Origin of the sequence: Micromonospora sp. LHW51205, from assembly GCF_003315815.1 — a bacterium.
Taxonomy (GTDB): domain Bacteria; phylum Actinomycetota; class Actinomycetes; order Mycobacteriales; family Micromonosporaceae; genus Micromonospora; species Micromonospora chalcea.
The window spans coordinates 316,429-339,486 of the sequence record NZ_QMEZ01000005.1 but is presented as its reverse complement, the minus strand read 5'-3'; the positions used below and the strand labels follow the sequence as shown (position 1 = coordinate 339,486).

20 protein-coding genes and 1 tRNA gene are annotated in these 23,058 nt (G+C 72.1%); 17 read left to right on the top strand and 4 right to left on the bottom strand.

All coding sequences use genetic code 11. The features are described 5' to 3' along the window. Window positions 1-122: 122 nt before the first annotated feature. The 6 genes from DQE82_RS21045 to DQE82_RS21020 all read left to right on the top strand — a co-directional run bounded on the left by DQE82_RS21045 (window position 123) and on the right by DQE82_RS21020 (window position 9,192). Entirely contained in the window at window positions 123-611 is a 489-nt protein-coding gene (locus DQE82_RS21045; RefSeq protein ID WP_013288920.1) for an Lrp/AsnC family transcriptional regulator, read from the top strand. 155 nt (window positions 612-766) lie between these two features. Further along, window positions 767-2,167 (top strand): PQQ-binding-like beta-propeller repeat protein, encoded by a 1,401-nt coding sequence (locus DQE82_RS21040; protein WP_370446804.1) that lies wholly within the window; start codon window positions 767-769, stop codon window positions 2,165-2,167. Between the two features lie 76 nt (window positions 2,168-2,243). Next, window positions 2,244-3,911 carry a fumarate hydratase gene (locus tag DQE82_RS21035; RefSeq protein WP_030502831.1) on the top strand — a complete coding sequence of 556 codons (1,668 nt, stop codon included), beginning with the start codon at window positions 2,244-2,246 and terminating at the stop codon, window positions 3,909-3,911. 196 nt (window positions 3,912-4,107) lie between these two features. Further along, window positions 4,108-7,086, top strand: coding sequence for an AfsR/SARP family transcriptional regulator (locus tag DQE82_RS21030; RefSeq protein ID WP_113973563.1), 2,979 nt, complete (start codon window positions 4,108-4,110; stop codon window positions 7,084-7,086). Window positions 7,087-7,130: 44 nt separating this feature from the next. Continuing rightward, window positions 7,131-8,540: a class II fumarate hydratase gene (locus DQE82_RS21025; RefSeq protein ID WP_176722885.1), complete on the top strand. Its 1,410-nt coding sequence runs from the start codon at window positions 7,131-7,133 to the stop codon at window positions 8,538-8,540. A gap of 55 nt (window positions 8,541-8,595) precedes the next feature. Next, window positions 8,596-9,192: a GNAT family N-acetyltransferase gene (locus DQE82_RS21020; RefSeq protein ID WP_069089592.1), complete on the top strand. Its 597-nt coding sequence runs from the start codon at window positions 8,596-8,598 to the stop codon at window positions 9,190-9,192. Here DQE82_RS21020 and DQE82_RS21015 read toward each other — a convergent pair. Next, window positions 9,159-9,704, bottom strand: a complete 546-nt coding sequence (locus tag DQE82_RS21015; protein WP_113973562.1) for a CGNR zinc finger domain-containing protein — start codon at window positions 9,702-9,704, stop codon at window positions 9,159-9,161. The two genes, DQE82_RS21020 and DQE82_RS21015, sit on opposite strands and share 34 nt — an antisense overlap. Before the next feature lie 72 nt (window positions 9,705-9,776). On the opposite strand from DQE82_RS21015, the gene DQE82_RS21010 reads away from it, so the two are divergent. The 3 genes from DQE82_RS21010 to DQE82_RS21000 all read left to right on the top strand — a co-directional run bounded on the left by DQE82_RS21010 (window position 9,777) and on the right by DQE82_RS21000 (window position 13,205). Continuing rightward, window positions 9,777-10,733 carry a DMT family transporter gene (locus DQE82_RS21010; RefSeq protein ID WP_113973561.1) on the top strand — a complete coding sequence of 319 codons (957 nt, stop codon included), beginning with the start codon at window positions 9,777-9,779 and terminating at the stop codon, window positions 10,731-10,733. Next, window positions 10,730-11,428: an HAD family hydrolase gene (locus tag DQE82_RS21005; RefSeq protein ID WP_113973560.1), complete on the top strand. Its 699-nt coding sequence runs from the start codon at window positions 10,730-10,732 to the stop codon at window positions 11,426-11,428. The genes DQE82_RS21010 and DQE82_RS21005 overlap by 4 nt, the downstream gene beginning before the upstream one ends. 88 nt (window positions 11,429-11,516) lie before the next feature. Beyond that, window positions 11,517-13,205 (top strand): S8 family serine peptidase, encoded by a 1,689-nt coding sequence (locus tag DQE82_RS21000; RefSeq protein ID WP_064446854.1) that lies wholly within the window; start codon window positions 11,517-11,519, stop codon window positions 13,203-13,205. A gap of 68 nt (window positions 13,206-13,273) precedes the next feature. Here DQE82_RS21000 and DQE82_RS20995 read toward each other — a convergent pair whose 3' ends face one another. Together DQE82_RS20995 and DQE82_RS20990 are read right to left on the bottom strand one after the other, a co-directional pair. Further along, window positions 13,274-14,443, bottom strand: a complete 1,170-nt coding sequence (locus DQE82_RS20995; RefSeq protein WP_199496056.1) for a hypothetical protein — start codon at window positions 14,441-14,443, stop codon at window positions 13,274-13,276. 214 nt (window positions 14,444-14,657) lie between these two features. Beyond that, on the bottom strand, window positions 14,658-15,305 hold the full coding sequence (locus tag DQE82_RS20990) for an IclR family transcriptional regulator (protein WP_043327947.1): 648 nt from the start codon (window positions 15,303-15,305) through the stop codon (window positions 14,658-14,660). 63 nt (window positions 15,306-15,368) lie between these two features. On the opposite strand from DQE82_RS20990, the gene cysS reads away from it, so the two are divergent. Then, entirely contained in the window at window positions 15,369-16,784 is a 1,416-nt protein-coding gene (cysS, locus tag DQE82_RS20985; RefSeq protein ID WP_113973559.1) for a cysteine--tRNA ligase, read from the top strand. Beyond that, on the top strand, window positions 16,784-17,902 hold the full coding sequence (gene rlmB / locus DQE82_RS20980; RefSeq protein WP_113973558.1) for a 23S rRNA (guanosine(2251)-2'-O)-methyltransferase RlmB: 1,119 nt from the start codon (window positions 16,784-16,786) through the stop codon (window positions 17,900-17,902). Before cysS ends, rlmB begins: the two co-directional genes overlap by 1 nt. A gap of 58 nt (window positions 17,903-17,960) precedes the next feature. Here the strand turns inward: rlmB and DQE82_RS20975 are convergent, their stop codons facing one another. After that, on the bottom strand, window positions 17,961-19,052 hold the full coding sequence (locus DQE82_RS20975) for an ABC transporter ATP-binding protein (RefSeq protein ID WP_043327950.1): 1,092 nt from the start codon (window positions 19,050-19,052) through the stop codon (window positions 17,961-17,963). Window positions 19,053-19,416: 364 nt separating this feature from the next. Here DQE82_RS20975 and DQE82_RS20970 point away from each other — a divergent pair. From DQE82_RS20970 to DQE82_RS20945, 6 genes are all read left to right on the top strand, one after another. Then, window positions 19,417-19,493 (top strand) — tRNA-Thr (locus tag DQE82_RS20970). 97 nt (window positions 19,494-19,590) lie between these two features. Then, entirely contained in the window at window positions 19,591-20,418 is an 828-nt protein-coding gene (locus DQE82_RS20965; RefSeq protein ID WP_113973557.1) for a hypothetical protein, read from the top strand. 282 nt (window positions 20,419-20,700) lie between these two features. After that, the gene (locus DQE82_RS20960) at window positions 20,701-21,372 is read left to right on the top strand and encodes an HNH endonuclease family protein (protein ID WP_113973556.1); all 672 of its coding nucleotides are present in this window, start codon (window positions 20,701-20,703) and stop codon (window positions 21,370-21,372) included. Between the two features lie 166 nt (window positions 21,373-21,538). Continuing rightward, entirely contained in the window at window positions 21,539-21,940 is a 402-nt protein-coding gene (locus DQE82_RS20955; RefSeq protein WP_064446750.1) for a helix-turn-helix domain-containing protein, read from the top strand. A 35-nt stretch (window positions 21,941-21,975) separates the two neighbouring features. Next, the gene (locus DQE82_RS20950; RefSeq protein WP_043327953.1) at window positions 21,976-22,395 is read left to right on the top strand and encodes a VOC family protein; all 420 of its coding nucleotides are present in this window, start codon (window positions 21,976-21,978) and stop codon (window positions 22,393-22,395) included. A 49-nt stretch (window positions 22,396-22,444) separates the two neighbouring features. Further along, the gene (locus DQE82_RS20945) at window positions 22,445-23,056 is read left to right on the top strand and encodes a histidine phosphatase family protein (RefSeq protein ID WP_069088749.1); all 612 of its coding nucleotides are present in this window, start codon (window positions 22,445-22,447) and stop codon (window positions 23,054-23,056) included. Window positions 23,057-23,058: the final 2 nt, after the last annotated feature.

Genomic DNA, 23,058 nt, shown 5'->3' with positions numbered 1-23,058 from the left:
CCGGCCGGCCTCGTGGGCCGCCGTGGATGTGCTCTTCCGGGGAGGATCTACGGCGCACGGTGAGTTGGGCAACAGTTGGCGTTATTCCTGGTCAGGTTGTGCATTCGGTACCGTCGGACACCATGAACACTGGTCAGGATGTACAGCTCGACGAGCTGGACGCGCGCTTGATCGAACTGCTGGCGGAGGAACCGCGGATCGGGGTGCTGGAGTGCTCCCGGCGGCTCGGCGTGGCCCGCGGCACGGTCCAGGCCCGGCTGGACAAGCTGGTCGGCCGCGGCGTGGTGACCGGGTTCGGGCCGGACATCACGCCCGCCGCCATCGGCTTCGGGGTGACCAGCTTCGTCACGCTGGAGATCAGCCAGCGGCACGGCCACGACCAGGTCACCGCGCACCTGGCCGCCATCCCCGAGGTGCTGGAGGCGCACACCATCACCGGCTCCAGCGACCTGCTCTGCCGCATCGTCGCCCGGTCGAACACCGACCTCCAGCGGGTCATCGACCAGATCGTCGCCTCCGAGGGGATCCGGCGCGCGTCCACCATCATCGCGCTGGCCGAGCAGATCCCGTACCGCACGCTGCCGCTGGTCCGCTCCGCCGCCCGGGGGTAAGGAAGGGCCCCCTGTTAACGCCTGCGGAGGTGGAAGGGCCCCTTATTAACACCTGCCCGGGCAAGAAGCGCTGCGACACGCCCCGCGCGCGACCCGGGGGACCGGTGATCGTCGCTACCGTGTGCGGTGTGAAGGGCCTAGGGGTACGCGGCTGGTTGCTGCTCGGGCTCGTCACCGTGGTCGTACTCGCCGCGACAGGCGTCTGGAACCCGTTCCCGGCGCTGTGGGACTGGGTCGACCGCAGCAAGCCGATCTCCGAGCCGGACGTGGTCTGGCAGCAGCGCGTCGGCGGCACCCCGCGCAGCGTCACCATCGCCGGCGACACGGTGATCGTCGAGCAGCGCACCCGCGTCGAGGCGCGCAGCCTCGCCGACGGCCGCCAGCTCTGGGAGCGCAAGGCCGACTGGTCGGCGGTCGCGGGCGGCGACCGGGACCCGGTCGTCGCCGTGGGCAAGCTGCTGGACAAGGGGTACGAGGTGCTCGACCCGGTCAGCGGCGTGACCCGGCGTCGCGACGATCGGGCGATCGCCGTCTGGACGTACCGGAACCTGCTGCTGGACGCCTACTGCGTGCGGGCCACGGACTGCACGTTGCGGGCTTGGGAGCCGCGCGGCACCGCTCCGCTGTGGAGCGCGTTCCTGCCCGGCGTGCACAGCGGCGTGCTCGCCGACAACCCGGAGCTGCTCGGTACGCGGCGGCTGGGCGCCACCCGGATCGACGGCGGGGTGGCCGGGCCGGAGGCGGTACCGCCGCTGCTCGGCTTCCCGGTCGACGGCCGGGTGCACGTGGTGGACACCGCGACCGGCCGGGTGCTGCAGAACGTCGAGCCGGGCCGGGAGGAGCGGCTGGCGGTGGTCGGCGGCCGGCTGCTCCGGATCGCGGCCACCTCCCGCGACGGGAGCTGCTACTACACCGTCACGGCAGTCGACCCGGCGACGGGTCAGCAGGTGTGGCGGCGGACCGGGATCAACCTGCGTACGGCCGACTACGCCGGCTGCGTACAGCGGGAGGACCCGCAGGGCGCGCGCAACGTCCTGATCGGTGTCGCCCCGGACGGGCGCGAGGCGGTGCTCGACGGGTACGACGGCCGTCTGCTCCAGGTGGGCGCGGACGGTGAGAAGCTGCTCGCCGTGGACGACCGCTACGCCGTGGTGCGCAGCGCCGACAAGGAGTCGCTGCTGGGGCGGGAGCTGTCGGCGGACCGGACCCGGTGGACCCGGCCGGCGGGCGGTAAGAGCGGCGCCGCGCTCACCCCGTACGCGGCGCTGATCAGCGAGGAGAAGCCGTCTCGGCTGATCGCGGTCGAGCCGCGCGAGGGCCGCGTCCTGGTCGAGCTGCGGACCGCGGCGAACGCGCTGGCGGTCGGCCCCAACGGCATGATCATCGGTGAGGGCCGGGAGATCGGGTACGTCCGCTGGGGCGCCGGCACGACCGGCGCGCCCGGGCCGGGCCAGGACGGCGCGCCGGTGGCGCCGAACCCCGGGGGCAGCTGGCAGCCGCCCGGCGACCAGGGCAGTTGCGGCCCGAAGCGGGAACTCTGCGTCGACGGCAAGTGACAGTGGGTGAGAGGTCGGGCCGCGACCCCACCTGCGGGTGTCACCGATCGACGGCTCTGCCCTAGGCTTTTCGGTCATGAGCAGTGCCGCCGCCTTCTCGTACGCACCCCTGCTGCCGACCGGCCCCGACCTGACGGAATACCGCCTGGTCACCGATGAGGGCGTGGACGTCGTCAACGGCCCGGGTGGCCGCCGGTTCCTGACCGTCGATCCGGGCGCGCTCACCGCGCTGACGGCCGAGGCGATGCACGACATCGCCCACTTCCTGCGCCCGGCCCACCTGGCCCAGCTCCGCTCGATCATCGACGACCCGGCGGCCTCGCCGAACGACCGGTTCGTCGCGCTCGACCTGCTGCGCAACGCCAACATCGCGGCCGGCGGTGTGCTGCCGATGTGTCAGGACACCGGCACCGCGATCGTGATGGGCAAGCGCGGGCGGCACGTGCTCACCGACGGCACCGACGCGGAGGCGATCTCGCGCGGCGTCTACCAGGCGTACACCCGGCTGAACCTGCGCTACTCGCAGCTCGCCCCGCTGACCATGTGGGACGAGCGGAACACCGGCAGCAACCTGCCCGCCCAGGTGGAGCTGTACGCCGAGGACCCGGACGGCCACGCCGACGCGTACAAGTTCCTCTTCATGGCCAAGGGCGGCGGCTCGGCCAACAAGTCCTACCTCTACCAGGAGACCAAGGCCCTGCTGAACCCGACGCGGATGATGCAGTTCCTGGAGGAGAAGCTCCGGCTCATCGGCACCGCGGCCTGCCCGCCGTACCACCTGGCCATCGTCATCGGCGGCACCTCGGCCGAGTACGCGCTGAAGACCGCCAAGTACGCCTCCGCGAAGTACCTCGACGCGCTGCCCACCGAGGGCTCGATGAGCGCGCACGGCTTCCGCGACCTGGAGCTGGAGGCCGAGGTGCTGGAGCTGACCCGCAACTTCGGCATCGGCGCGCAGTTCGGTGGCCGCTACTTCTGCCACGACGTACGGGTGGTCCGGCTGCCCCGGCACGGCGCCTCCTGCCCGGTGGCGATCGCGGTGTCCTGCTCCGCGGACCGGCAGGCGGTGGCGAAGATCACCCCGTCCGGCGTCTGGCTGGAGCGCCTGGAGACCGACCCGGCGCGCTACCTGCCCGACGTGACCGACGAGACGCTGGAGACCGAGGAGGTCGTCCGCGTCGACCTGAACCGGCCGATGGACGAGATCCGGGCCGAGCTGTCGAAGTACCCGGTGAAGACCCGGCTGTCGCTGACCGGGCCGCTGGTCGTCGCGCGGGACATCGCACACGCGAAGATCGCCGAGCGGCTGGACGCGGGCGAGCCGATGCCGCAGTACCTGCGCGACCACGCGGTCTACTACGCCGGCCCGGCGAAGACCCCCGAGGGCTACGCCTCCGGCTCGTTCGGCCCCACCACGGCCGGCCGGATGGACGCGTACGTGGAGAAGTTCCAGGCGGCCGGTGGCTCGATGGTGATGCTCGCCAAGGGCAACCGGTCCGCCCAGGTCACCCGCTCCTGCCAGGCCCACGGCGGGTTCTACCTCGGCTCGATCGGTGGCCCGGCCGCCCGCCTCGCCCAGGACTGCATCAAGCACGTCGAGGTGCTCGAATACGCCGAGCTGGGCATGGAGGCGGTCTGGAAGATCGAGGTGGAGGACTTCCCCGCCTTCATCGTCGTCGACGACAAGGGCAACGACTTCTTCGCCGAGGTCACCAAGCCGGTGCTCACCGTCGGCCGCCGCTGAGTTCAGACGCACAGACATCGGTGCGCCTGCCCGGTCGGACCACCGGACAGGCGCACCGCCCCCGTCGGATGCCGTCATCGGCAACCCGCACCGAGTCTGTGCGCCGCCGCTATCGGATCGCTATCGCCTCGGCGCGGCGCTCGGTGACCGCCGGGCTACGCTGCTGCAGGGTTGATACGGCGGTCGGGGGAGCGCGGTGCGGTTCGGAATCTTGGGGCCCCTGCGGGTCGGCGGCGGTGAAGCCACCGTCACCGCGGGTCGAGATCGAATCGTCCTCGCCATGTTTCTGCTGCGTCCGGGCCTGGTGGTGCCGACCGAGGACCTGATCGACGCCGTGTGGGAGGACCGTCCCCCGGCGACCGCGCGGACCCAGCTCCAGATCTGCGTGTCTCGACTGCGGCAGCGGTTCGCGGCGCTCGGCCTGCCCACCGTGACCATCGTCACCGACCCGGCCGGATACGGCATCCGGATCGAGCCGGGCGACCTCGACGCAGAGGTGTTCGCCAACGGTGTGGAGGCGGCCCGCCGGAACGCCGAAGCGGGCCGGCTGATCGAGGCGCGTCAGAACTACCGGGACGCGCTGGCGTTGTGGCGTGGGCCGGTGCTGGCCGGCATCCCCGCCCGTAGCGTGCGGCGGCGGGCGCAGGCGCTCGACGAACAGCGGCTCGCCGCGCTGGAGGACTGCGTCGACATCGAGTTGCGGCTGCGCCGGGCGCCCGAGCTGGTCGACGAGCTCACCGAGGCGGTCGAGCGCGAGCCGCTGCGGGAACGGTTGCGGGGGCAGTTGATGCTGGCCCTGTCGGCGGTCGGCCGCCACGCGGACGCGCTGGCTGTCTACCGGGAAGGGCGGCGGATCTACGCCGAGGAGCTGGGCATCGAGCCGGGCGCCGCGTTGCAGGAGCTGCACCAGCGGATACTCGCCGGCGACCTGGCGCTGAGCGGCCCGGAGAGCCGTGTTGCCGCGCCGGTGCGGGCGCTGCCGCGCGCGATCAGCGACTTCACCGGGCGGCAGCAGACAGTGGCCCGGCTGGTGCGGGAGGTCGAGGAGGGTAGCCGGGTCCAGCTCGTCGACGGCATGGCGGGCAGCGGCAAGACCACGCTGGCCGTGCAGGTGGCGACCGCTGTGGCCGGCCGGTTCCCCGACGCGCAGCTCTTCATCGACCTGCACGGGCACAGCGACCGCAGCCCGCTCAGTACGACAGTGGCCGCCGCCACCCTGCTCCGGCAGCTCAGCGTGCCGGCTGAACGGGTGCCGGCCGACCCGACGGACCGGCTGGCGATGTGGCGTTCCGAGCTGGCCGGGCGTCGGGCCGTGGTGGTGCTCGACAATGCGGCCGACGCCGGCCAGGTCGCACCGCTGCTGCCCAACGGTCCGGACTGCCTGATACTGATCACCAGCCGTCGTCGCCTGATCGGCCTGGACTCGGGCCGCCCGTCCTCGCTGCCGGTACTCGACGCCGACGAGGCGGTCGAGCTGCTGGCCCGCGTGGCCGGCGCGGAGAGGGTGGCCGCCGAGCCCGAGGCGGCGATGGAGGTGGCCCGCCGCTGCGGACACCTTCCGCTGGCCCTGCGGCTGGCCGGGGCCCGGCTCGCGCACCGGCCGCGGTGGCGGGTGGCCGACCTGGCGGAGCGGCTGGCCGGCGCGTCCGACCCGCTGGCCGAGCTGGTCGCGGGAGAGCGGTCGGTGGCCGGCGCCTTCGCGTTGTCGTACGAGCAGGTGTCGCCGCTCGCGCAGCGGGTCTTCCGCCTGCTGGGCCTGCACCCGGGTCAGTGTGTCGACAACCGGGTGCCGGCCGCGCTCGCCGACCTGCTGCTGCCGCAGGCGCAGGACGCGCTCGACGAACTTGTCGACGCGCACCTCGTCGAGGAGGTGGAACCGGGCCGCTACCAGCTGCACGACCTGATCCGCGAGTACGCGCGCACGCTCGGCGCCGGACGCGAGACCGCCGACGAGCGGCGGGCGGCGGTGGGCCGTCTCATCGACTTCCATCTTCAGGTCACCGCGTCCATCGGGCGGTCGCTGGAGACGGGCGCCGAGCCGTCCCTGTTCGACCTGCCGGAGCCGGCGCGGCCCGACCTGGTGGCAGCCACTGTCGGCCTCGGCCGAGCATGGTTGGAGGAGAACCGCTCGACCCTGACGGCGCTCGTCCGGCTGGCGGAGAACGAGGGTTTTCTCCGGCAGAGCTGGCAGTTCGCCCGGGTCGCCTGGGTCAGCAACTTCTACGGCGGTCGCCTGGACGACCTGATCGAGACGCATCAGATCGGTCTGCGGGCCGCCGAGCGCCTGGGCGACGAGGAGGCCGTGGCGACGATGCTCAACTATCTCGCCTCGGCGGACTACCGCCGGGCGCGGTTCGCCGAGGCCATCCGGCGGCTGGAGGCGGTGGTCGGCATCTACCGCAGGCTCGACCGGCCGGGCGAGCTGCGCAAAGTGCTGGGCAACCTCGGCACCGCGTACGCGGTCGACGGGCAGCACCAGCGGGGTATCGAACTCCTGACCGAGTCCGCGGCGATCGCCCGCCGGTCGGGCGAGTCGTCGTGGTTGTCCAACCTGCTGAACAACCTCTCGTTCACCCTGATCTCGCACGGCCGGTACGACGAGGCTGTGCGGATGTGCCGCAACCAGATGGCTGTCGCACGGCAGGCCGGCGACCTGCGGCAGCTCGGCAACTCGATCGGGCACCTCAGCATGGCGCGGCACCGGCGCGGCGAGCACGGGCCCGCGCGCCGGCTCCTGCTTGTCGGCCTGAGGCTCAAGCGCCGGGTGGGCAACCGGTACGGCGAGGGCGAACTGCTCAACGAGCTGGGCATGATGGAGCGCGAGGAGGGCCGGCCGGAGCTGGCCGCCTCGCTGCACCGGGACGCCCTCGTGGCCATGATCGACGCCGGGGATCTGGTCGGGCAGTGCGCCTCCCGGAACCTGCTGGCCCGGACGATCTTCGACCAGGGTGACGTGGCCAGCGCGCTGGACCTGCACCGCCGGGTGCTAGCCGACGCCGAGCGGCTGGGCCTGCGCTACGAGCAGGCCCGCGCCCTGGACGGCCTCGCGCGATGCCTGCGCCACGACGACCCCGACCAGGCCCGCCGGTACGCCGGGCGTGCGCTGGCGCTGTTCCGTCAGGTCGAGACGCCGGACCAGCGGGACACCGAGAAGCTGCTGGTCGAGCTGGGCTGAGGGGGCCGCCACTTTCCCTGCACTCCGACCGGCGGCGCGGCAGGATGGTAGGCGTGACGACTCCAGAGGCGACCGGCTACCGGATCGAACGCGACTCGATGGGCGAGGTGGAGGTGCCCGCCGAGGCACTGTGGCGGGCGCAGACCCAGCGCGCGGTGCAGAACTTCCCGATCTCGGGGCGCGGGCTGGAACCGGCCCAGATCAAGGCCCTGGCGCAGATCAAGGGGGCGGCGGCACTGGTGAACGGTGAGCTGGGGGTGATCGACGCGGACGTGGCGCAGGCGATCGCCACCGCCGCCGCGCACGTCGCCGAGGGCGGCTACGACGACCAGTTCCCGGTGGACGTGTTCCAGACCGGCTCCGGTACGTCGTCCAACATGAACACCAACGAGGTGATCGCCACCCTCGCGAGCCGCGAGCTGGGCCGCGACGTGCACCCGAACGACCACGTCAACGCGTCGCAGTCCAGCAACGACGTGTTCCCCACCTCGATCCACCTGGCCGCCACGCAGTTCGTGGTGGAGGACCTGATCCCGTCGTTGAAGCAGCTCGCGGGCGCGCTGGAGGAGAAGGCGGCCGAGTTCGAGACGGTGGTCAAGGCCGGGCGTACCCACCTGATGGACGCCACGCCGGTCACGCTCGGGCAGGAGTTCGGCGGCTACGCGGCGCAGGTCCGCTACGGCGTCGAGCGGCTGGAGTCGGCGTTGCCCCGGCTGGCCGAGCTGCCGCTGGGCGGCACCGCCGTGGGCACCGGCATCAACACGCCGCTGGGGTTCGCCGAGCGGGTGATCGGCAAGCTGCGGGAGTCCACCGGGCTGCCGTTGACCGAGGCGCGCAACCACTTCGAGGCGCAGGGCGCCCGGGACGCGCTGGTGGAGACCTCGGGCCAGCTCCGTACCGTCGCGGTCGGTCTCTACAAGATCGCCAACGACGTGCGCTGGATGGGTTCCGGCCCGCGCGCCGGTCTGCGTGAGCTGCGCATCCCCGACCTCCAGCCCGGCTCGTCGATCATGCCCGGCAAGGTGAACCCGGTGGTGGCCGAGGCGATGCGGCAGGTCTGCGCCCAGGTGGTCGGCAACGACGCGGCGGTGGCGTTCGCCGGGTCGCAGGGCGACTTCGAGCTGAACGTGATGCTCCCGGTGATGGGCCGCAATCTGCTGGAGTCGATCAAGCTGATCGCCGCGTCCAGCCGGCTGTTCGCCGAGCGGCTGGTGGCCGGCCTGGTCGCGGACGCCGAGGTCTGCCTGGCGTACGCGGAGGGCTCGCCGTCGATCGTCACCCCGCTCAACCGCCACCTCGGGTACGACGAGGCCGCCTCGATCGCGAAGGAGGCGCTGGCCAAGCAGGTGTCCATCCGCGAGGTGGTGATCTCCCGGGGCCACGTCGACTCGGGCAAGCTCACCGAGACCCAGCTGGACGAGGCGCTGGACCTGCTCCGGATGACCCACCCCTGAGACCGGCGCCGGTAATTGCCTCGACCCGTCACCGTGGGCGCGGCATGATCCGACGGTGCGTGACGACGGCGGGGTGCTGCTGGAGACCGCGCGGCTGACGCTGCGCCGGTTCACGATGGACGACGTGGACCGGTTGGTGGCGCTGGACGCCGACCCGGAGGTCATGCGCTTCCTGACCGGCGGCGTGCCGACCCCGGCCGCGACATTCCGGGACGACGTGCTGCCCCGGGTGCTCGCGCAGTACACCCGGCACCCCGGGCTCGGCCGCTGGGCGACGCTCGACCGGTTCACCGGCGAGTTCCTCGGCTGGCACTCGCTCGACCCGTCCGACGACGGCGCCGAGGCGGAGCTGGGCTACCGGCTGCGCCGCGCGGCGTGGGGGCACGGGCTGGCCACCGAGGGCGCGCGGGCGCTGGTGCGGCACGCGTTCGACACGGTCGGCGTCCGCCGCGTGTGGGCGCAGACGATGGCGGTGAACGACCGCTCCCGGGCGGTCATGGCCCGCGCCGGGTTGCGCTACGTCCGCACGTTCCACCTCGCGTTCGACGACCCGATCCCGGGTACGGAGCACGGCGAGGTGGAGTACGAGCTGTCCCGGGAGGACTGGCCCGCGACCCGTCAGGACTGGGACGCCGCCCTGCGGGCCCGGTAGGCGCTCACCGCGGCCCGGTTGCCGCAGCCGGCGTCGCAGAACCGGCGGGAGCGGTTCCGGGACAGGTCGACAAGCACGTTGTCGCAGTCGGGGTGGTCGCAGTGCCGCAGCCGGCTCAGCTCGCCCATCCGTACCAGGTCGGCCATCGCCATCGCGGCCTCGACCGCCATCCGGGTCGCCAGCGGCGCGTCCCGCGGCACCGCGTGCAGGTGGTACGGCTCGTCGTCGTGCCGGACGAGTTGCGGCAGCGCGTGCGACTCGCGCAGCAGCCGGTTGACGATCGCCACCACCTCGTCGGTGTCGGCGTACCAGATGCGGCGCAGCCGGGGCCGCAGCGCGCGGACCTGGCGCAGTTCGGTTTCGGTGTGCTCGTGCCGGCCGCTCCACCCGTGGGTGGTGAAGAAGGCGTCCAGGGCGGCCACGTCGGGCAGCCCTTCCCGGTCGCCTTCGGCGGTGTTCACCAGTGCGGCGGCACCGACCAGCGCGCATTCGGTGTCATGAGCGAAAAGCAACTTGACTCCTGTCAGGGGCTCCGCCTAGCGTCATCAGCATAACCGTCCTTCACTCATGACCTGGAGCTGTCGATGCGTGAACGATCCGGCGTCGGGCTCGGTCTGGCACTGCTCTCCGCGATCACGTTCGCGACCTCGGGCACCTTCGCCCGCCCGCTGATCACCGGCGAGTGGTCGGCGGTCGCGGTGGTGGTCGCCCGGGTCGGCATCGCCGCGCTGGTGCTCGCCGTGCCCGCCCTGCTGGCCCTGCGCGGCAAGTGGTCGGTGCTGCGGCGCAACGGCGTCACGGTGCTGCTGTTCGGGCTGCTCGGCGTCGCCACCGCGCAGGCGTGCTTCTTCAACGCGGTCCGCTACCTCCCGGTCGGTGTGGCGCTGCTGCTGGAATACCTCGGCATCGTGCTGGTGGTCGGATGGATGTGGCTGGTCCACGGGCAGCGCCCGCGAGCGCTGACGGTGGCCGGCTCGGTCACCGCCCTGTGCGGGCTGGCGCTCGTCCTCGACCTCACCGGCGCCGGCCGCCTGGAACCGGTGGGCGTGCTGTGGGGTCTCGGCGCGGGCGTCGGGCTGGCCGGATACTTCGTCATCGCCGGCCGGATCGACGCCGAACTGCCGTCGGTGGTGATGGCCAGCGGCGGCATGGCTGTCGGCGCGGTGGCGCTGCTCCTGCTCGGCGGCATCGGCGCGCTGCCGCTCGCCGCCGGCACCGCCGACGTCACCTTCGCCGGGCACCAGGTGAGCTGGCTGGTGCCGATCGCCGGGCTGTCGCTGATCGCCGCCGTGGTCGCGTACCTGGCCGGGGTCGCCGGCACCCGGCTGCTCGGGGCCCGGCTGTCCTCCTTCGTGGGGCTGACCGAGGTGATGTTCGCGGTGTTGATCGCGTGGCTGGTGCTCGACGAACTGCCCAGCCTGATCCAGCTGGCCGGCGGGGTGCTCATCCTCGGCGGCGTCGCCCTGGTCCGGGCGGACGAACTGCGCGGCACACCTTCGGCGTCCACGTCCGCCGAGCCGGTGCTGGCAGGCGACCGGTGAGCGGGCCGCGCAGCGCTGTCGTCTTCGACGCCGACGAGACACTCGTCGACCTGCGCCCGGCGATCACCGGCGCGCTCGTCGCCGTACTGGAGGAGATGCGGCGGCGGACCCCGGCGGCGGCCGCGGTGTCGCTCGCGGACCTGGAGGAGGACTGGGGTGCGGTCTTCGGCGCGCTCAGCGCCGCCCCGGTGCAGGAGATCCGGCGGGCCGCGCTGGCCCGCTCGCTGGCCCGGGCCGGGCTGGAGACGGAGCTGGACGAGTTGGCGGAGTTGTTCTTCGCCCGCCGGTACGCGCTGAGCCGGCCCTTCCCCGACGCGCTGCCCGCGTTGGCGGCACTGCGCCCGCACCACCTGCTGGGCTTCGCCACGAACGGGAACAGCCGCGCCGAACGCTGCGGCCTCGCCGGGCAGTTCGCCTTCGAGCTGTACGCCCACGAGGGCGGCCTGCCGAAGAAGCCGGCCGGGGAGTTCTTCGCGGCCGTGGTGGCGGCCGCCGGGCTGCCCGCCGCGCGGATCGTGCACGTGGGCGACTCGCCGGAGCACGACGTGGTCGCCGCCCAGCGGGCCGGACTGCGTGCCGTCTGGCTCAACCGGGGCGGGCTTCCCCGGCCTCGGGGCCTCGAACCGGACGCCGAAGTGTCCACGCTCGCCGGACTGTCCACGGTGCTCAACACCTTGACAAGCGCGAATGCCTAGTTGCGGCCGATAACGGACGTCGATCTGGCGGAACCCGCTCCCGTGATGTGGGATGACACCACGTCCCTCAACGAGAGGATCTGATGTGGTGAGCAAGCGCTTCACCGTCGGCGCGGTCGCGGCTGCGGCCTCGCTGGCACTCACGGTGACCGGCCTGGGGATCCCGGCGAACGCCGCGCCGTCGGACACCCGGACCTTCACCGTGCTGGCCGAGAGCGGTGTGTCCACCGACGCCGCGATCGCCGCGATCACCGCCGCCGGCGGCACTGTCGTCGCCCGTACCGACGATGTCGGCCTCTTCCAGGTCACGAGCGACCGGGCGGACTTCGCCAGCCGGGCCACCGCCGCCGGCGCCCTGGTCGGCGCGGCCGAGGAGAAGGCGATCGGCCGCAAGCCGAAGCTGGACCGGGTCGAGCAGGAGCACCTGCTGGCCGCCGCGGCGACCAAGGGCAAGGCCGCCAAGAACAACGGCAAGAAGATGGACCCGCTCGACGACAAGCTCTGGGGTCTGGACATGATCCGGGCCGACAAGGCCCGCAAGATCGAGCCGGGTGACCGCCGGGTGACCGTCGGCATCCTGGACACCGGCGTCGACGCCAGCCAGCCCGACCTGGCACCGAACTTCAACTGGGCACTGTCGCGCAACTTCGCCCCGGACATCCCCGAGGTCGACGGCCCGTGCGAGGTGGCCAGCTGCCTCGACCCGGTCGGCACCGACGACGGCGGGCACGGCACCCACGTGGCCGGCACCATCGGCGCCGCCGCCAACGGCTTCGGCCTGTCCGGCGTGGCCCCGAACGTCTCCCTGGTCGAGCTGAAGGGTGGCCAGGACAGCGGCTACTTCTTCCTCAACCCGGTGGTCAACGCCCTGGTGCACGCGGGCCGCTCCGGCCTGGACGTGGTCAACATGTCCTTCTACGTCGACCCGTGGCTCTACAACTGCACCGCCAACCCGGCCGACTCGCCGGAGGCGCAGGCCGAGCAGCGCACCGTCATCGAGGCCATGAAGCGGGCGCTCAACTTCGCGCACCGCAAGGGCGTCACGCTCGTCGGCTCGCTCGGCAACAACCATGAGGACCTGGGCGCGCCGCGCACCGACGTGAGCAGCCCGGACTACGGCGCCGACCCGTACCCGCGCCCGATCGACAACGCGACCTGCTGGGACCTGCCGGTCGAGGGCCCGCACGTGATCGGCGTGTCGGCGGTCGGGCCGTCCGGCAAGAAGTCCGACTACTCGAACTACGGCACCGAGCAGATCTCGGTGGCGGCGCCGGGTGGCTGGTTCCGGGACGGCTTCGGCACCGACACGTACCGCACCGACGCCAACATGATTCTCTCCACGTACCCGAAGAAGGTGCTCCAGGAGGAGGGGTCGGTCGACGAGAACGGCAACATCGTCGCCGGCTTCGAGAACTCGGTGTTCAAGCAGTGCACCGCGAAGGGTGAGTGTGGCTACTACACCTACCTCCAGGGCACCTCGATGGCGTCCCCGCACGTCTCGGGCGTGGCGGCGCTGATCGTCAGCAAGCACGGCAAGAAGGAGGGCCGCAACGGCTACGGCATGGCGCCGAACCTGGTCGAGCAGCACCTCTACCGGACGGCGGCCGAGCACGCCTGCCCGGAGCCGCGGCTGCAGAGCTACACCAACGAGGGCCGGAGCGCCGAGTTCGACGCGTACTGCGCGGGCTCGCTGAACTTCAACGGCTTCTACGGCTACGGCATCGTCGACGCCTACGCCGCGGTGAAGACCCCGGTCAAGCCGAACGTACGACCGTAACGACCGTTTCCCCGAGGTGGCGGTGTCCGGATCACCCGGACGCCGCCACCTCGGCGTTCCGGCGGGTGTCACGGGCGCCACCCCCGGGCCACCAGGGCGGCGCGGATCTCCCGGACCAGGGCGGGGAACTCCTTGCGCAGGCGGCGGCCGGTCACGTGCAGCACCAGCCAGCCGGCCGCGACGAGCTGGTTGAGCCGCCGCCGGTCGAGGTGCATCCGGTCCGCGTCGGAGTGCCACTGACCGTCGTACTCGACCGCGACCCGGAACTCCGGCCAGGCCAGGTCGGGGTGGAGGATCAGGCCGGTCGACACCCGCACCGGATACTGGGCCACCGCGCGGGGCAGGCCGGCGAGGGCGAGACGGACCCGCAGGTGCGACTCGGGCGGGGACTGGGCCAGCCCGTCGGTCAGGCCGAACACCCACGCCGCCCGCCGCCCACCGGGGCGGCAGGCGTTCCGGGCCGCCTCGCTCGCCAGCGCCGACCGGTTCACCGAACCGGTACGCAGCAGCCCGTCGATGATGCCGACCGCCTTCACCGGATCGGCCCAGACCGCTGTCTCCCAGGCACAGGCGGCCGGCTCGGTGCGTGGCGGCGGCCCGGCCAGGATCATTAGCGCGCCGGGGGACGACTCTGCGAACGGGCTCGATGCGGCTGAGTTCTGCGGGTCGGCCGGGCCGGGCGGTCCGGGGCGGTTGTGGGGGTGGGCCGGATCCGGCGATCTGGTCCGGCCCGGTGTGCCCGGGAGGCGGCCCGCCGCAGGCGGTGCTGCTACGGGCGACCTGGTGCCGGTGGCAGGGCGTGTGCCTGCGGATGGGCTCGTGCCGTCGGGTGGGCTCGTGCGCGCGGGTGCGGCGGCGCCGACGGGGACCAGGAGGCCGCTGCGGGTGCTCGACATCGGGGCGTGGTGCACCCGGACACCCGGCTGGGAGTCGGCCCGGACCGTGGCCGGCAGCAGGACGTGCACGTCGTCGGTGAAGCCCGCGGCGTGCTCGACCCCGTGCAGGTAGGCAGCCGACGGACCGGCGATCGCCGCGCCGGGTGGCAGGCGCAACAGTGCCGCGCGGCAGGCCAGCGCGTGGTCGCGGTCGAGCCGCGCGTCGGCGTAGACGTCCTGCCGGAGCCGGACCCAGGACGCGCCGCGCAGATGGTGCCGGGACAGCAGCCCGTGCCGGATCGCTTCCGAGCCCCGGAAGACCTGCCAGGCCAGCTCCGGTGGGCGATGAGGATGAGGTGGCATGTGACGAGCGTGGCGGCGCACGGGTCGAGATCGGTACCCCTGTGGACAGCCGCAACCGTGCCGCCCTTCGCGCCCTGTGGACAACCCCCGCGCGGCCTGTCCGCGTGCTATGGCCTTCGACCTGCTCATGATCCACTCCACCTCGGGGAGGTGGTGGTGTCCGGGCCGCTTGATGCAGCCACCTCGCCGAGCTGGCGTAAAGGGCGCGCGCGGGTCAGGAGAGCGCGGTGGCGACCGCCTCGGCGGCGGCCGTCACCTGGGCGCCGATGTCCGCCACGTCGAGCGGGGTCAGCGACACCACCCCGACGCTGCCCTCCAGGCCGGGCACACCCAGCACCGGCGCCGCCACCCCGTACGCGCCTGATTGAAGCTCACCGCTGGTGCTCACCGGCCCCGGATCGCCGGCCCGCCCGGCCAGCACGGCCCGGCCGGCGGCGCCCCGCTCCAGGGGGTGCCGGGTGCCGGTCCGGTACGCCACGTGGAAGGACGTCCAGCTCGGCTCGACCACCGCGAGCGCCACCCCCTCGCCGCCCTCGACCACGGTCAGGTGGGCCGTCGCCCCGGTGCCCTCGGCGAGGCGGCGCAACGCCGGTAGCGCGCCCTCGGCGAGCAGCGGCTGGGCGCGGCGGGCCAGGTGCAGCACGCCCACGCCGATGCGCAGCCGGCCCTCGCCGTCGCGCCGGAGCATGCCGTGGCCGGTCAGCGCGCCGACCAGCCGGTAGACAGCGGCGCGGCCGATGCCCAGCCGGTGCGCCGCCTCGGTGACGGTGAGCCCGCCCGGCGCGTCCGCGACGAGGTGCAGCAGGCGCAGACCCCGGTCCAGGGTCTGTGCGGTCTCTCCCGTGCGCGCCGCCGTGTCCACAGCACGCAGCGTACGACCCGGCTCCGGCCAACCTCGAAATGTGCGGACGGCTACCCTTGTGAGGTGACGCTACGCCTGTATGACACCGCCACCCGATCGGTGCGGGACTTCGTCCCGCGGGAAGCCGGCAAGGTGGGGGTCTACCTGTGTGGTCTCACGCTCCAGGCCCCGCCACACATCGGCCACCTTCGCTCCGGCGTCAACTACGACGTGCTGCGCCGCTGGCTGCTCGACAAGGGCTTCGAGGTCACGTTCATCCGCAACCTGACCGACATCGACGACAAGGTCCTGGCCAAGGCGATGGAGCAGGACCGGCCGTTCTGGTCGATCGCGTACACCAACGAGCAGATCCTCGCCGCCTCCTACCGGGCGCTCAACGTGCTCCCGCCGACGTACGAGCCGCGGGCCACCGGGCACGTCCCGGAAATGCACGAGCTGATCACCCGGCTGATCGAGACCGGTCACGCCTACCCGGCCACCGACGGCTCCGGCGACGTCTACTTCGACGTGGCCTCCTGGCCGGCGTACGGCTCGCTGTCCGGCCAGTCCCCGGCGGACATGCAGCCGGCCGGTGACGCCCCCGACCGGGGCAAGCGGGACCCGCGAGACTTCGCGCTGTGGAAGGGCGTCAAGCCGGATGAGCCGGCCGACGCCTCGTGGCCGTCGCCGTGGGGTCGTGGCCGGCCCGGCTGGCACATCGAGTGCTCGGCCATGTGCTGGCGTTACCTCGGCCCCGAGTTCGACATCCACGGCGGCGGGCTCGACCTGACGTTCCCGCACCACGAGAACGAGATCGCCCAGTCGCAGGCCGCCGACCTGCCGTTCGCGCGCTACTGGGTGCACCACGGCCTGCTCGGCATCGGCGGCACCAAGATGGGCAAGTCGCTGGGCAACACGCTCGACCTCGACTACGTGGCCTCGCTCGGGGTGCGCCCGGTGGAGCTGCGCTACTACTACGTCGCCGCGCACTACCGGTCCCGCATCGACTACTCCGAGGACGCGCTGCGCGAGGCCGCCGTGGCGTACCGGCGGGTCGAGGGCTTCGTGCAGCGGGCGGCCGAGCGGGTCGGCGGCGGCCGGCCCGGCGACCTGCCGGCCGCTTTCGTCGCCGCGATGGACGACGACCTCAACACCTCGGCGGCGCTCGCGGCGCTGCACGAGGTGGTCCGCGACGGCAACACCGCGCTGACCGCCGGTGACGATGTGACCGTCCGCACGACGCTCGCCTCCACCCGGGCGATGCTGGATATCCTCGGCGTCGACCCCCTGGACCCGGCCTGGACCGGCGGCGGCCGCACGGACGACCTGCGCGGCGTGGTGGACTCCCTGATCGCGCTGGCCCTGGAGCAGCGCGCGCAGGCCCGCGGCCGCAAGGACTGGGCCGCCGCCGACGCCGTACGCGACCAGCTCAAGCAGGCCGGCGTGGTCGTCGAGGACACCCCCCAGGGCCCGCGTTGGACTATTGGAGAGCAGGACTGATGGCCGGCAACTCACAGCGCCGAGGCCGGCGACTGGCACCGAAGGCGGGCGCCCCCAAGGGCACCGGCGGCAAGAACAAGGACTCCCTCGCCGGGCGTGGGCGCACGCTGCCCGCCGACGAGCGGCCGTGGCACAAGGCGTACTCGGGCACCGAGAAGCTGCCCCAGCGCACCGCCTGGAAGCAGGAGAAGGAGCGCCGCGCCGCCGCGGAGGAGGGCCGCGCCCCCAAGATCGGCCAGCCCGGCACCAAGGACACCACCTGGGGCAAGGGCGGTGGCCGGGGCACGCCCACGACGAAGGGGCGGGGCGGAAAGCCGGCCGGCCGGGGCGGCCCCCGGGTCGCGCCGGGCCGCAAGGCCAACCCGGCGAAGGACAGCCCCGAGCTGTTGGTCGGGCGCAACCCGGTGCTGGAGTCGCTGCGCACCCAGGTGCCGGCGACCGCCCTCTACACCGCGCAGGGCATCGACGTCGACGACCGGGTCAAGGAGATCGTCCGTACCGCCGCCGACCGGGGCATCGCGATCCTGGAGGTCAGCCGCGCCGAGCTGGACCGGATGACCGGCGGGGTGCTGCACCAGGGCGTCGGCCTCCAGGTGCCGCCGTTCGCCTACGAGCCGTTCGACGACCTGGTGGCCGCCGCGCTGGAACAGGCCGCCCCGCTGCTCGTCGCGCTGGACGGCGTCACCGACCCGCGCAACCTCGGCGCGGTCATCCGGTCGGCCGCCGCGTTCGGCGCGCAGGGTGTGTTCGTACCCGAAAGGCGTGCCGCCGGGATCACCGCGACCGCCTGGCGGACCAGCGCCGGCGCGGCCGCGCGCGTGCCCGTCGCCCAGGTCACCAACCTGACCCGGTCGCTCAAGGCGTGCAAGGACGCCGGCTTCGTCGTGATCGGCCTAGACGCCGACGGGCAGACCGACCTGTACGACCTGGAGGCCGCCGTCGGCCCGCTCGTCGTGGTGGTCGGCTCGGAGGGGCGCGGCCTGTCCCGCCTGGTCGGCGAGACCTGCGACCTGACCGTCAGCATCCCGATGGTCTCCGACGTGGAGTCGCTCAACGCCAGCGTCGCCGCCGCCGTCACGCTGGCCGAGGTCGCGCGCCGCCGGTCCGTCGAGGTCTGATCGAGAGTACGAAAAAGGGGCGGTCCGCCGTGGCGGGCCGCCCCTTTTCTCGCGTACGTCAGATCCGCTGGCCGGTGGCGGAGTGGAAGACGTGGCTGCGGCCGGTACGCGGCTTGACGAACACGGTGTCACCCATGTTCGGCATGCTGCGCCGGTCGGTACGGACCACGAACCGCTCGTTGTGGCCCTCCAGCGCGGCGTGACCGTAGACGTTGGCGTCGGAGCCCAGGTCCTCGACCAGCTCGACCACTACCGGCATGCCGCCCTCGGACGGGCTGACCAGGTCGCAGTCCTCCGGCCGGAAGCCGACGGTGACCTTGCCGTCGCCGCCCTCGGCGCTGGCCGCCTGGACCTGCTCGCGGGTCAGCGGCACGATCATCTCGGCGAACGCGCCGCCCTGCTCGGTCAGCTTCACCGTCTTGATGTTCATGGCCGGGGAGCCCATGAAGCCGGCGACGAAGACGTTGGCCGGGGTGTCGTAGAGCGCCCGCGGGGTGTCCACCTGCTGGAGCACGCCGTCGAGCATGACCGCCACCCGGTGACCCATGGTCATGGCCTCGACCTGGTCGTGGGTGACGTACACGGTGGTGACGCCCAGCTTCGCCTGCAGCGAGGCGATCTGGGTACGGGTCTGGACACGCAGCTTGGCGTCGAGGTTCGACAGCGGCTCGTCCATGAGGAAGACCTGCGGCTCGCGGACGATCGCGCGGCCCATGGCGACACGCTGGCGCTGACCACCGGAGAGCGCCTTCGGCTTGCGGCTGAGGAACTCCTCCAGCTGGAGCAGCCCGGCCGCCTCCTTGACCCGCCGGTCGATCTCCGACTTCGAGGTCTTGCGCAGCTTGAGCGCGAACGCCATGTTCTCGTACACCGTCATGTGCGGGTAGAGGGCGTAGTTCTGGAAGACCATCGCGATGTCGCGGGCCTTCGGCGGGAGGTGCGTGACGTCGCGGTCGTCGATGTAGATCGCGCCGTCGTCGACGTCCTCCAGGCCGGCGAGCATCCGGAGGCTGGTGGACTTGCCGCAGCCGGACGGACCGACCAGGACGAGGAACTCCCCGTCACCGATCTGGAGGTCGAGCTGGTTGACGGCGGGGCGCTCGGTGCCCGGGTAGATCCGGGACGCCTTCGCGTAGGTGACCGTGGCCATGATGGAGCGCTTCCTTTCACCGGCAGGAACGTGCCGGACGATCCGAGTGAAGGAGCGACCGGCGCCCAAGGCACCGGCCAACGGGGTCGTCGCTCAGGCAGCCGAAGCCCGCCGGAGTGTCGTCCGTGTCACTGCACGGTAAACGGCTTTCGCGATCGTGCCAAGACGTGTCGCTCCGGGTGGGATGGACGGCATACGCATAACGGTCAGCAGGGCACTGCGAGGCATCAATCTCCCCGCTGGGAGCGCGCCCGGGCGATGATCCATCGGCCGCACCGGTCGGGATGCCGACGTTTTCCGTGCTCGGGAGCCCTGCGAGGCGGGATTTCCGGGGCTCAGTCGCTATGCTGAGCCCGACGCACGCGCCCCTGTAGCTCAGCTGGCCAGAGCACTCGCCTTGTAAGCGAGATGTCGCCGGTTCGATCCCGGCCGGGGGCTCCAATTCCATCAGGCATTTCGCGGCGGCAGCCGCTGCGATCCGGCCGGATGACAGCAACGAGGGTCACGACCGCCCGTCACAGGCCCTAGCCTGACGGCCATGACTCTTGATCTCATCCTGCTACCCGAGCCCGTCGGACAGCCCTCGCTGAAGGCGTCGGACGGCGAACGGAAGGGTGCGGGTGAGCCGTCCGACTCGCAGGCATGGGACGCCATCGTTTCCGGCGTACGGGACGTCGTCGGCGAGGTGGTTCTGGGCGAGGACGGCCCGAGCCGCACGCTGACGCACCAGCCCAGCGGCATTACGGTGCGCTACCGGTCCGGTGAGACGGCCATCAATCTGCCGTTCTGGCACAGTGGCAGTGACGTGGATGCTGAAGGGCTCGTCCGGACCATGTACCGGATCGGGCACGTGGTAGCGGACGCTACGGGCCTGGTCGCCCATGTTTCGCAACTGGGTGTGCCGCTGACCGAAGCTGAGTCCAGGATCGACGCTGCGGTCGATCTGCTGTTGGACGATCCCGTTTCGTCTCACCTCTGGCCGCGCGATGGGTTCCGGGTCTACTTCACCGGGTCCGTCACCCTTGCCGACGCCGTGCAGCGCCTGAAGTCGATGGTGGTGGCCGAGGAGAGCGACCGATTCACCGTCCAATGGTCCGATGGTCCCCGGCTGGAGGTGACCTTCGACGCGGGGCCACGGATTGTCGCTGAGGCCGCTGAGGTCGCCGAGGACTATGGCATCCCCGAGATGGCCACCTACGACCGCCGGTTCCAGGTCACGTTCGACGATCTCGACGAGGTGCTCCAGGAGATCAACACCCTGATCGAGGTCAACCTGCAGCTCCAAGATCTCACCGGCGGTTACGTGAAACGTTCCTGGAACGACGAGGTGTCGCCGCCGTACGACGACCCGGTGGACGGCAGCTAACGGACCTGTACCTCGCACTCCGGACAAGATGCCGACAACACCGCAGGTCAGCTGACCTGCCCTGGTCCGTGAGGAACATGCCGGTCACGCCCACCGCGGTCAGGGCCACGGCGACCGTCACGCCGCCGCTGCTCTGAGTGACGCCGGCGGAGTCGGCGCGTCGGCGGTGCGGGGCGGCTCGATGCTCGACAACCGGACAGCTGTTCTTTACAGGGACGCCGATCGATGGACATGATCGTCAGGGAAGGTTGCTGTCACTTTCCTCGACGAAGGGTCGCCGTCATGCCGATCACGTCCGTCACCCTCACCCCGCGTGCCTGGCGCCGTGCCGCCGCGATCACCGCCGCCGCCCTCGCGGGCGCTGTTCTCGCCGCCGTGAACGGCCAGCCGGCCTCGGCCACCCCGCCCGGCATCCCCTCCCAGGCGACGGCGCAGTCGCAGCTCAACGCGCTGACAGTGGCCGCACAGGGCTCAATGTCCGGCTACTCGCGGGACCTGTTCCCCCACTGGATCACCATCACCGGAACCTGCAACACCCGCGAGCAGGTCCTCAAGCGGGACGGCACGTCCGTCGTGGTCAGCAGCTCCTGCGCCGCCACCTCAGGCCGCTGGTACAGCCCCTATGACGGTGCGACCTGGTACGCCGCCTCCGACGTCGACATCGACCACGTCGTGCCCCTGGCGGAGGCGTGGCGGTCCGGAGCCAACTCCTGGACGACGAGCCGTCGGCAGAGCTTCGCCAACGACCTGACCCGCCCGCAGTTGATCGCGGTCACCGACAACGTCAACCAGGCCAAGGGCGACCAGGACCCCTCGACGTGGCAGCCGCCGCTGACGTCGTACCGCTGCACCTACAGCAAGATGTGGATCACCGTGAAGTACAACTGGGGCCTGACGCTCCAATCATCCGAGAAGTCAGCACTGCAGAGCATGCTCAACACCTGCGCCTCGTGATCGCAGGAGCCGTCGCTCGGGCCGGATGACAGCAGCGCGCACACCAGGGCCGCCCCGGACGGTGTCTTCCACCGGGCGGGGCGGCCGACAACGGGTGGCACGGGTCAGGGCGCCTCGGCCGTGCTGACGATCGACGTCTCGGTAGGCTGGCCGGCGGGGGGACGGCGTGAGCAGAGCGGTCGAGGTGTCCAATCGGGCGATGCTGCGGGCCCGCGACGCGATGGACCGGGCGTACGCGCAGCCGCTGGACATCGCCGCGCTGGCCCGGATCGCCCACGTGTCCGAGGCGCACTTCATCCGTACCTTCCGGGCCACCTTCGGCGAGACCCCGCACCGCTACCTGCAACGCCGCCGGGTCGAGCGGGCCATGGCCCTGCTGCTGGAGACCGACCGCGACGTCACCGACATCTGCCTCGCCGTCGGCTTCAACAGCCTCGGCACGTTCAGCCGGACGTTCCACGGCATCGTCGGTGCGTCGCCCTCGGCCTTCCGGCGTCGCCGGGCCGCGCCGCCGGACGTGCCGAGCTGCTTCGCCAAGTCCTGGACCAGACCGAGCAGTTTTGGATAAGCAGCAGGTCAGGCCGCTGCTCTAGCGTCGTCGGCATGACGATGACTTCGACTTCCCGCTCGCAGATCTACGTGCTCGACCAGGACGAGGCGCTCGACTTCTACGTCGGGAAGCTGGGCCTGGAGGTCAGCACCGACCAGGATCTCGGCTTCATGCGCTGGCTTACCGTGAACGTGCCGGGGGACCCGGGCCGGGAGATCCTGCTGGAGAAGCCGGGCCCGCCGGCCCTGGACCCGAAGACCGCCGAGCAGGTCCGGGAGCTGCTGACCAAGGGCGCCGCGGGCGGGTTCCTCTTCTTCACCACCGACGACGCGCACAAGACGTACGCGGATCTGGTCGCGAAGGGTGTGGAGGTGACCGACGAGCCGACCGACCGGCCGTACGGGATCGACTTCGGCATCCGCGACCCGTTCGGCAACCGGATCCGGATCGGGCAGATGCGCCAGGGGCAGTGAACGGCGCGGCGGCGGGCTAGTCTCGCGGTCCCCGACCGTGGAGGCGCCGATGCCCAGCCGCCTGCTCTACCTGGTCCGCCACGGCGAGCAGGACCGCGCGGAGGAGGAGGCCGACACCGGCCTGTCCGAGCGCGGCCGGCGGCAGGCGACGCTGCTGGGTGAGCGGCTGCGCGGCACGCGCTTCGCCGCCGTACACCATGGGCCGGCCCGCCGGGCCGCGGAGACCGCCGCGCTGGTCGCGGCGTCGCTGCCGGGTGTTCCGGTACGCGAGGACGACCGGGCCGGCGACCACGTGCCGCACGACACCGACCCGGCCGGCCTGCCCGAGCGGTACGCGGAGTTCCTGGCCGGGTTCACCGAGCGGGAGCGGCGCGACGGACCGCGTGTGACCGCGGAGGCGGTGGCGCGGTTCGCCGCCGCCCCCGCGGAGGGTGACGTACGCGAGTTGGTCGTCACTCACAACTTCCTGGTCGCCTGGCTGGTGCTGCACGCGCTGGAGGCGCCGCCGCACCGCTGGATCGGGCTCAACCACCAGAACTGCGGGCTCACCGTGATCCGCTACAGCTCGGGTGGCCCGCCGACGCTCGTCGCGCTGAACGACGTCGCCCACCTGCCACCCGAGCTGCGCGCCACCGGCCTGCCCGACGACTACCGGTTCTGATC